Annotated in this window: 2 protein-coding genes; one reads left to right on the top strand and one right to left on the bottom strand. The window is 61.4% G+C overall.

Annotation, left to right across the window (positions count from 1 at the left end):
• On the bottom strand, positions 1–695 hold a 695-nt coding region (locus GXY33_04330; GenBank protein NLX04353.1), incomplete at its 3' end, for a hypothetical protein.
• Positions 696–813: 118 nt separating this feature from the next.
• Between GXY33_04330 and GXY33_04325 the strand changes: the two genes are divergently transcribed.
• Positions 814–2,417 (top strand): pilus assembly protein PilM (locus GXY33_04325; GenBank protein NLX04352.1); only part of this gene is annotated, 1,604 nt, incomplete at its 3' end.

Genomic DNA, 2,417 nt, shown 5'->3' with positions numbered 1-2,417 from the left:
GTAATACGTATTTTCTTCGCCGTCGAGCGTCCGTAGGCTCCCAGGAAGATGCCGCTCAGGACGATTTCGCGGTGTCCGGCGTCGAGGAATCGGCGGGCCTGGTCGAGAACAAAGGACTTGGGCGCGGAGGCGAGGTCGGGCCGGAGGCTGGGGATGATGCAATAGTTGCACCGGGCGTCGCATCCGTCCTGGACCTTGAGGATCGCCCGATGGCGTCCGGCGAAGGCCTCGACGGGGTACGGCTGGAAAATATCCTTGACGTTTCGCGGGCAATCGGTTTGTATATCAATGTTGGCGTAACTGTCGCCAGACAGTAGGTTTCCGGCATTGTCGGGCCCGTTGGAACGGCGCCCGAGATGGTGTGCGAGGAAGGTTTCCAGGGCGGAGAGGATGCCGCGACGATGGTCGGCCAGGAGGGCCAGTTGCGGCAGGTCGCCGAGGTCCGCCGGGCCCGACGAAGCGCAGCATCCGAGGACGATGAGCCTGGCGTCAGGAAACTTGCGAGCCAAAGCCCGAACCGCCTGCCGCGACTTGGAGGCAGCCGACGCCGTAACGGCACAGGTGTTTATGACGCAGAGATCCGGTTTTTCCGGCCCCGCTTCGAGCAACCCGAACCGTTCCAAGAGGGAACGGACCTGCTGGCCTTCGAACTGAGCGACTTTGCATCCGAGGTTAGAGACTTTATAAAACTTCATGGCATAGAATTTAACAAGTGGCCCCGCCTCCCGCACGCACCGAGCGGGTTTGCCGACCGTAATTGTAATTATACACGCATGAGGTTGAACAGCCGCAACCGCTGAGAGGAGATCATGCATGGCAGGTGCAAAAGCGATCTGGGCGATTGACATCGGACAATGCGCCTTGAAGGCTCTGCACGCCCGACTGTCAGGGGACGTGATTGAGGTTGATAATTTTATAACGATCGAGCATGAGCAGATCCTGTCTCAGCCGGACGCGGACGAACCGGCGTTGATTCGAGGGACGCTCAAGAAGCTGGTGTCGAAGGCGGACCTGGGGCGTGATCCGATCGTTCTGTCGGTGCCGGGTCATCGGAGTTTCGCCCGTTTTTCGAAGCTTCCGCCGGTAGAGCCGAAGAAGATACCGGCGATCGTGGACTATGAGGCGAAGCAGCAGATTCCGTTCGGGATCGACGAGGTGGTCTGGGACTACCAGGTGTTCCGGGCGTCGGACGGTCCGGACATTGAGGTGGGGATTTTTGCGATCAAGCAGTCACTGATCGCCCAGTACCTGGACTACTTTCGTGAGTTGAATTTGACCCCGATCGTGGTGCAGACGGCGCCGGTGGCGTTGTACAACGCGTGCCTGTTTGAGGGAATGATGGGCAGCGACGCGGTGATCATCGCTGACGTGGGGGCGCAGAATACGAATTTTCTGATTGCTGAGGGCCACCGGCTGTGGCTTCGGAACATTCCGATCGGCGGGAACAATTTCACGGAGTCGCTGCAGAAGAGCTTCAAGCTGAATTTCACGAAGGCGGAGCAACTCAAGCGGACGGCGGCGACGAGCAAGTACGCGAGAGCGGTGTTCCAGTCGATGCGTCCGGTGTTTTCGGACCTGTCGGCGGAGTTTCAGCGGTCGGTGGGTTTCTACACGTCGGTGAACCGGGAGGCGGAGGTTCAGAAGGTCTACGCGTTGGGCAACGCGTTTCGCCTGCCGGGTCTGCTGAAGTTTTTGCAGCAGAACGTTGGGATGCCGGTGGAGCGGGTGGAGACGTTCGGGAAGCTGAAGCTGGCGGGCGGCCTGAACGAGGTGGAGTTCAACGAGAATTTGCTGTCGTTCGGGGTGGCGTACGGGTTGGCGGTGCAGGGGCTTGGTCAGGCGAAGGTGGAGACGGACCTGATGCCTCCGGAGGTGGCGAAGGAGGCGGTCTGGCGAGGGAAGAAGTACTGGTTCGGCGCGGCGGCGGCGTGCCTGGTGCTGGCGGCGGGGGTGGTGTGGCTGAAGGGGGCGGGCGATTCGAGCAAGATCGCCAGCGATCGTCAGGAGCACGAGCCGCGGATCAAGCAGGTGGTGGACAAGTACGACCGTTATCTGCGGGAGTACAAGCAGTTGACCGGCGGCGGACCGGAGAAGGCGGGTCTGGCTGAGTACGTGGCGAAGCTGCGGTCGATGCAGTACATTCATCCGCGGATCATGGCGATGGTGACGGAGGCGGCGTCGAAGACGGGGTTGGATTCGGCGTTGGCTGAGGCATCGACGCCGGAGGCGTATGCGGAGGCGGTCAAGGGTGTTCCCCGCGGGGAGCGGCGTCAGATATTCATCGACACGGTGACGCCGGTGTTTGTGCCGAACGCGACGCCGGAGCAGATTCGGAAGATGACGCAGGCGGTCACGCCGGTGGCGTTGAAGGTGACGGGCCGATCGAGCAGTCAGGCGACGGGTGCGTACGAGATGCC

The sequence above is a fragment of the Phycisphaerae bacterium genome (assembly GCA_012729815.1).
Classification (GTDB): Bacteria; Planctomycetota; Phycisphaerae; order JAAYCJ01; family JAAYCJ01; genus JAAYCJ01.
This window is presented reverse-complemented; position numbering and strand designations above follow the sequence as displayed.